This window comes from Streptomyces sp. NPDC020362, assembly GCF_040642095.1.
In the GTDB taxonomy this organism is placed as follows: Bacteria; Actinomycetota; Actinomycetes; order Streptomycetales; family Streptomycetaceae; genus Streptomyces.
Genome location: NZ_JBFAET010000305.1, coordinates 1 through 7,102 on the forward strand (window position 1 = coordinate 1; position 7,102 = coordinate 7,102).

Annotated in this window: 1 protein-coding gene; it reads left to right on the forward strand. The window is 73.2% G+C overall.

Annotated features, from left to right (window positions below; genetic code table 11):
- Positions 1–42: 42 nt before the first annotated feature.
- On the forward strand, positions 43–7,102 hold a 7,060-nt coding region (locus tag AB0H32_RS45315), incomplete at its 3' end, for an SDR family NAD(P)-dependent oxidoreductase (RefSeq protein ID WP_361134594.1).

Consider the following 7,102-nt stretch of genomic DNA (forward strand, 5'->3'; position numbering starts at 1 on the left):
GCGCGTGCTGCGTTGATGCAGGCGTTGCCTGCGGGTGGTGCGATGGTGGCGGTGCAGGCGGCCGAGGACGAGGTGCTGCCGTACCTGACGGACGGGGTCGGTATCGCGGCGGTCAACGGGCCTGGGTCCGTGGTGGTCTCCGGAGCCGAGGACGCGGTCGCTGCAATCGCGGAGGTCTTCCGGCAGCAGGGCCGTAAGACCTCCCGGTTGAAGGTCAGTCACGCGTTCCACTCGCCGTTGATGGACCCGATGCTGGAGGAGTTCGCGGCGGTCGTTCGCGGTCTGGCCTTCGACGAGCCGCGGATTCCTGTGGTCTCCAACCTCACGGGCGGCCTGGCGGAGGGGTACACGCCCGAGTACTGGGTGCGGCACGTCCGTGAGGCGGTGCGCTTCGCCGACGGTGTGCGGACCCTGCACGGGTTGGGTGTGACCACGTTCGTGGAGATCGGTCCCGGCGGCGTCCTCAGCGGCATGGCGCAGGGCTGTGCGGACGACATCGTCACCATCCCCGTACTCCGAGCCGACCGTCCCGAGCAGCAGGCCGTCACCACCGCGTACGCCCAACTGCACGTCAGCGGCGCCGAAGTGGACTGGCACGCCTTCTTCCCGGGCGCCCGGCGCCTCGACCTGCCCACGTACGCCTTCCAGCGCGAGCGTTACTGGCTCGACGCCCCCGCCTCCGCCGGTGACATGCGCGCGGTGGGGCAGGGCGAGGCCGGTCATCCGCTCCTCGGCGCCGCCGTGCCGCTGGCCGACGGCGACGGACACCTGCTCACCGGGCGGCTCTCGACGCATACGCACCCGTGGCTGGTGGACCACGCCGTAAGTGGGGTCGCGCTCCTGCCGGGAACCGCATTCGTCGAGCTGGCGATCACTGCTGCCGACGCCGTGGGCTTCGACCTGCTGGAAGAGCTGACGCTGGAGACACCCCTGCTCGTGCCCGAGCGCGGCGGCGTCGCCCTGCAGGTGCGCGTGGGCGCCGACGACGGCTCCGGCCGCAGGCCGCTGACCGTGCATTCGCGGATCGACGACGGGGATGCGCACGCCCACGAGGACGACTCCGAGCGGGCATGGGTCCGGCACGCCTCCGGCTCGCTGACCGTCGCCACAGGTGGGCCCGTGGACGGCTCGCTCGCCGCGTGGCCGCCCGTGGGTGCGGAGCCGGTCGACGTCGACGGGTTCTACGATCGTCTCGCCGGCATGGCGCTCGACTACGGCCCCGTCTTCCGGGGGCTGCGCGCCGCGTGGCGGAGCGGGGACGACTTCTTCGCCGAGGTGGAACTGTCCGGCGCGGAGCGGACGAACGCGGGCGCGTACGGCCTGCACCCCGCGCTGTTCGACGCCGCCCTGCACACCGTCTGGCTGGGCGCGGTCGAGCCCGAGGCCGGGACGGGGAACGGGCTGCTGCCGTTCGCCTGGAGCGGCGTGCGCCTGTCGGCTGCCGGCGCCTCCGGCCTGCGGGTGAAGGTCTCGCGCGCCGGCTCCGGCACTGGCTCCGGCACCTCCACGGTGTCGCTGGTGCTGGCCGACGGCACCGGTGAGCCGGTCGCGCAGGTCGACTCGCTGACGCTGCGCCCGGTGCCCGCCGACCAGTTGCGCGCCGGTTCCGGCAGCGACGACGCGGTCTTCGGCCTGGAGTGGACGCCGGTCAGCCTGCCGTCCGCGCCGGCCGGCATGAGGATCGAGACGTACGAGGATCTCGCCGCTCTTCGGGCCGCCGACTCGGCGGCAAACACCGAAGCCGATGCCGGAGCCGTCGCCGATGCCGTGGTCGTGCCCTGCCCGACCGGGGCCGGCGCGGACCTGGCCACCCGGGTCCGTGAGGTCACCCACGCCGTGCTGGAGCTGGTGCAGTGGTGGCTGGCCGAGGAACGCCGGGCGCGTCTGGTGCTGGTGATGCGTACGGGAGACCTCGCCCAGTCGGCGGTCTGCGGACTGGTGCGCTCGGCGCAGACCGAGAACCCCGACCGCATCGTGCTGGTCGAGACCCCCGGCGATGCCCATGCCGACGCCGGCAGCGGTGCTGACGACGCCGGTCTTGCCCGGCTGCTGCCCGGCCTGATCGCGTCGGGTGAGCCGCAGGCCGCGGTGCACGTGGGCGATGAGGTCCGGGTGCCGAGGCTGGTCCGTGTCGCCGCGCCGGACGCGGAGTCGGAGCTTGCCGGCCTCGGCTCCGGCACCGTCCTGCTGACCGGAGCGTCGGGCGGGCTGGGCGGGCTGTTCGCCCGGCACCTGGTCGCCGCGCACGGCGTCCGCAGTCTGCTGCTGGTCAGCCGCCGCGGCGGGGACGCACCCGGCGCGGTCGAGCTCGCCGCCGAGCTGACAGCGCAGGGCGCCGATGTCACATGGGCCGCGTGCGACGTGGCCGACCGCGACGCCGTCCGTGCACTCCTGGCCGGGCCAGGGCAGAACCTGTCCGCGATCATTCACACCGCCGGCGTCCTGGACGACGGAACCATCGGCTCGCTGACCCCCGAGCGGCTGGACGCCGTGTTCTGCCCGAAGGTGGACGCGGCGCTGAATCTGCACGACCTGGCGGGTGAGCTGTCCGGCGACCTGTCCGCGTTCGTGCTCTTCTCCTCGGTGGCGGGCATCCTCGGCACGCCGGGCCAGGGGAACTACGCCGCTGCCAACACCTTCCTCGACGCCCTCGCCGAGCACCGCCGATCCGCGGGTCTGCGGGCCACGTCGCTGGCCTGGGGCCTGTGGGCGAAGGACAGCGAGAGCGCCATGACCGGCAGCCTCGACCACACCGATCTCACGCGCATCAGGCGCATGGGCCTCGCCGCGATCCCGTCGGCGGACGGCCTGCGGATGTTCGACGCGGCACTGGCCACCGATCGGGCAGCAGTCGCCCCGTTCCGGCTCGACACGTCCGCCTTCCGCGACGGACAGGGGCAGCCCGTGCCGCCGGTCCTGCGCGGACTGGTGCGGGTCGCGCCGGTGCGGCGCGCGGCAGCGGCGGCGAAGGCGGCATCGTCCTCCCTCGGCCGGCGGCTGGCCGGGCTGCCGGAGGCCGAGCGCGAGCAGGCGGTGCTGGATCTGGTGCGTACCGAGGTCGCCGCCGTGCTCGGGCACGCCGGGGCACAGTCGGTCGGCGCGGACGACTCGTTCAAGGACATCGGGTTCGACTCGCTGACCGCCGTCGAACTGCGCAACCGGCTCAACTCGGCCGTCGGCATGCGCCTGCCCGCCACCCTGATCTTCGACTACCCGAACCCGCTTGCCCTCGCCCGCTTCCTCACCACCGAAGCCGCGGGCTTCGGCGAGGCGGCGGCCGTGCCGGCGACCCTCTCCGCGGCCACCGGAACGGCGGACGAGCCCATCGCGATCGTGGGCATGGCCTGCCGCTATCCCGGCGGCGTGCAGTCGCCCGAAGACCTCTGGCAGCTGGTGTTCTCCGGTCGCGACGCCGTGTCGGGCTTCCCCGAGGACCGCGGCTGGGACGTGGAGAAGCTCTACGACCCGAACCCCGACCAGTGGGGCACCAGCTACACCCGGGAGGGCGGCTTCCTCCACGACGCGGCGGACTTCGACGCCGAGTTCTTCGGGATCTCGCCGCGTGAGGCGCTGGCGATGGACCCGCAGCAGCGGTTGCTGCTGGAGACGTCGTGGGAGGCGTTCGAGCGGGCCGGGATCGACCCGGCGACGGTGCGGGGCAGCAGGACGGGTGTCTTCGCCGGCGTGATGTACCACGACTACGGCGGGCGTGTGAAGAAGACTCCGGAGGGCATGGACGCCTACCTGGGCAGCGGCAGCGCGGGCAGCATCGCCTCCGGCCGGGTCTCGTACACGTTCGGGCTTGAGGGCCCGGCGGTCACGGTCGACACGGCGTGCTCGTCCTCGCTGGTGGCGCTGCACCTGGCGACCCAGGCGCTGCGCAGTGGCGAGTGCTCGATGGCGCTGGTCGGCGGTGTCACCGTCATGGCGACTCCCTCGACGTTCGTGGAGTTCAGCCGTCAGCGTGGCCTGTCGGCGGACGGCCGGTGCAGGGCGTTCGCGGCCGGGGCCGACGGTACGGGCTGGGCCGAGGGCGCGGGCATGCTGCTGGTGGAGCGGCTGTCCGACGCCCGTCGGAACGGGCACCAGGTGCTGGCGGTGGTCCGCGGCAGTGCGGTGAACCAGGACGGTGCGTCGAACGGTCTGACGGCCCCGAACGGGCCCTCGCAGCAGCGGGTGATCCGGCAGGCGCTGGCGAACGCTGGCCTGTCTTCGGATCAGGTCGACGTGGTCGAGGCGCACGGTACGGGTACGAAGCTGGGTGACCCGATCGAGGCGCAGGCGCTGATCGCCACGTACGGTCAGGAGCGCTCCCAGGACCGGCCGTTGTGGCTGGGTTCGCTGAAGTCGAACATCGGCCATGCCCAGGCCGCGGCCGGTGTCGGTGGTGTGATCAAGATGGTCATGGCGATGCAGCACGGTGTGCTGCCGCAGACCCTGCACGTCGACGGCCCGACTCCGCACGTGGACTGGTCGGCCGGTGATGTCCGGCTGCTGACGGAGGCCGTGGAGTGGCCGGTGACCGACGCGCCGCGTCGTGCCGCCGTGTCGTCCTTCGGCATCAGCGGCACCAACGCCCACGTGATCGTCGAGCAGGCTCCCGCTCCGGCGGAGTTGCCGCCCGCGCCCGGCTCCGGCGCGGTCGTGCCGTGGGTGCTGTCCGGCAGGACGGAGGCGGCGCTGCGGGCACAGGCGGAGCGCCTGCTGTCCTTGGCCCCGGACACGGACCTGCAGCCGGCCGACATCGGGTTCTCGCTCGCCACCACACGCTCGGCCATGGAACACCGGGCCGCCGTGGTGGGGGAGAACCGGGATGAACTCCTGGAAGGGCTCCGCGCGCTGGCCGCAGGGTCCCCGTCCAACCGGGTCGTCCTGGGTGAACCGGGCACCGGCGGCAAGGTCGGGTTCTTGTTCTCGGGTCAGGGGTCGCAGCGGATCGGCATGGGGCGCGAGCTGTACGAGGCGTACCCCGTGTTCGCCACGGCGTACGACGAGGTGTGTGCGCTTCTGGACGCGCCCGTCGACGTCGACTCGGAGGAGCTGAACCAGACGGGTTCGACGCAGCCCGCGCTCTTCGCCGTCGAGGTCGCCCTGTTCCGGCTTCTCGAATCGTGGGGTATCCGGCCGGACTACGTGGCCGGTCACTCGGTCGGCGAGATCGCGGCCGCGCACGTGGCCGGGGCGCTGTCGCTCGAGGGTGCGGCGAAGCTGGTGTCGGCTCGTGCCGCGTTGATGCAGGCACTGCCCGCGGGCGGCGCCATGGTCGCGGTGCAGGCCACCGAGGACGAGGTACTGCCGCATGTGACCGAGGAGGCCGGTGTCGCGGCGATCAACGGCCCGCGGTCCGTGGTCGTCTCCGGTGCGGAGGACGCGGTCGCTGCGATTGCCGAGGTGTTTGCCGGTTCGGGCCGTAAGACGTCCCGGCTGAAGGTCAGTCACGCGTTCCATTCGCCGTTGATGGATCCGATGCTGGAGGAGTTCGCGGCGGTCGTTCGCGGTCTGGCCTTCGACGAGCCGCGGATTCCCGTCGTTTCGAACCTCACCGGACGCCTGGCCGAGCCGTACACGCCCGAGTACTGGGTCCGGCACGTCCGTGAAGCGGTCCGCTTCGCCGACGGCGTCCGGACTCTCCACGAGCTGGGCGTGACGACCTTCGTGGAGATCGGCCCCGGCGGCGTCCTCAGCGCCCTTGCCGAAGGCTGCCTCGACGCTGACACCGTCACCGTGCCCGTCGTACGGACCGACCGCCCCGAGCCGCAGGCCGTCGTCACCGCGCTCGCCGAGCTGCACGCCCATGGCGTCTCCCCGGACTGGCAGGCGCTCTTCCCCGGCGCCCGGCGCGTCGACCTGCCGACCTACGCCTTCCAGTACGAGCGCTACTGGCTGGATGCGCCCGAGGAGTTCACCGGCAGCGCCGCCGCCACCGGACTCGGGCTGGGTGCGGCGGAGCACCCGTTGGCCGGGGCGGCGGTCGCGCTGCCCGGCGCCGGCGGGTTCCTGGTCACCGGGCGGCTCTCGCTCGGGACGCACCCCTGGCTCGCCGACCACACGGTCATGGACAGCGTGCTGCTGCCGGGTACCGCGCTCGTGGAGCTGGCGGTGCGTGCGGGCGACGAGGCCGGTTGTGCACAGGTCGAGGACCTGACGCTGGAAGCACCGCTGATCGTCCCGGACCGGGGCGGTGTGGCCGTGCAGGTGTGGGTCGGGGCCGAGGAGGAGCCGGGCAGGCGCGCGCTGAGCGTGCACTCGCGACGGGAGGATGCCCCGGACGACGCGCCGTGGGTGCGGCACGCGGTCGGCTTCCTGACGGACGCGCTGCCCGAGCCGCCGCACGGCGCGGACCTCGGCGCCTGGCCGCCCTCGGGTGCGGAGGCCGTCGACCTGACGGGGTTCTACGAGGGCCTGGACGGACTCGGCCTGGGCTACGGCCCGGTCTTCCGCGGCCTGCGGTCGGTGTGGCGCAGCGGGGACGACGTCCTTGCCGAGGTCGCCCTCCCCGAGGGCTCGGAGGCGGGCGCGTTCGCCGTTCATCCGGCGCTGCTGGACGCGGCGCTCCACGCGATCGGCGCGGGCGGGCTCGTCCCCGTCGTCGACGGGCCGCTGCTGCCCTTCGCCTGGTCCGAAGTGGGCGTGCGTGCCACGGGGGCGACGACGCTGCGGGTCAAGGTCTCTCGCACGGGTACGGACGCGGTGTCGCTGACCGTGACCGACGCCTCGGGTGGTCCGGTGGTCACGGTCGGCTCGCTGTCGCTGCGGCCGGTCTCGCGCGAGCAACTGCTCGCGGCGGGCGGCTCGGGCAGGCGCGCCGACGACTCGCTGTTCGGCCTCGCATGGCAGCCCGCGGCCTTCACGGAGGCTGACCCTGCCGCCCGGCTCGACGTACGGAGCTACGCGGACCTGGCCGCTCTGTCCGCCGAGCCGGCCCTTCCCGGTGTCGCGGTGGTCACGGTCGTTCCGTGCCCGGCGGGGTCCGGTACGGAGACCGCCGAGCGCGTACACGGCATCGCGAGTGAGGTTCTGGCGCTGGTGCAGTGGTGGTTGGCGGAGGAGCGTGCGGGGCGTCTGGTGTTGGTGACGCGTCCGGGTGATCTGGCTCATGCTG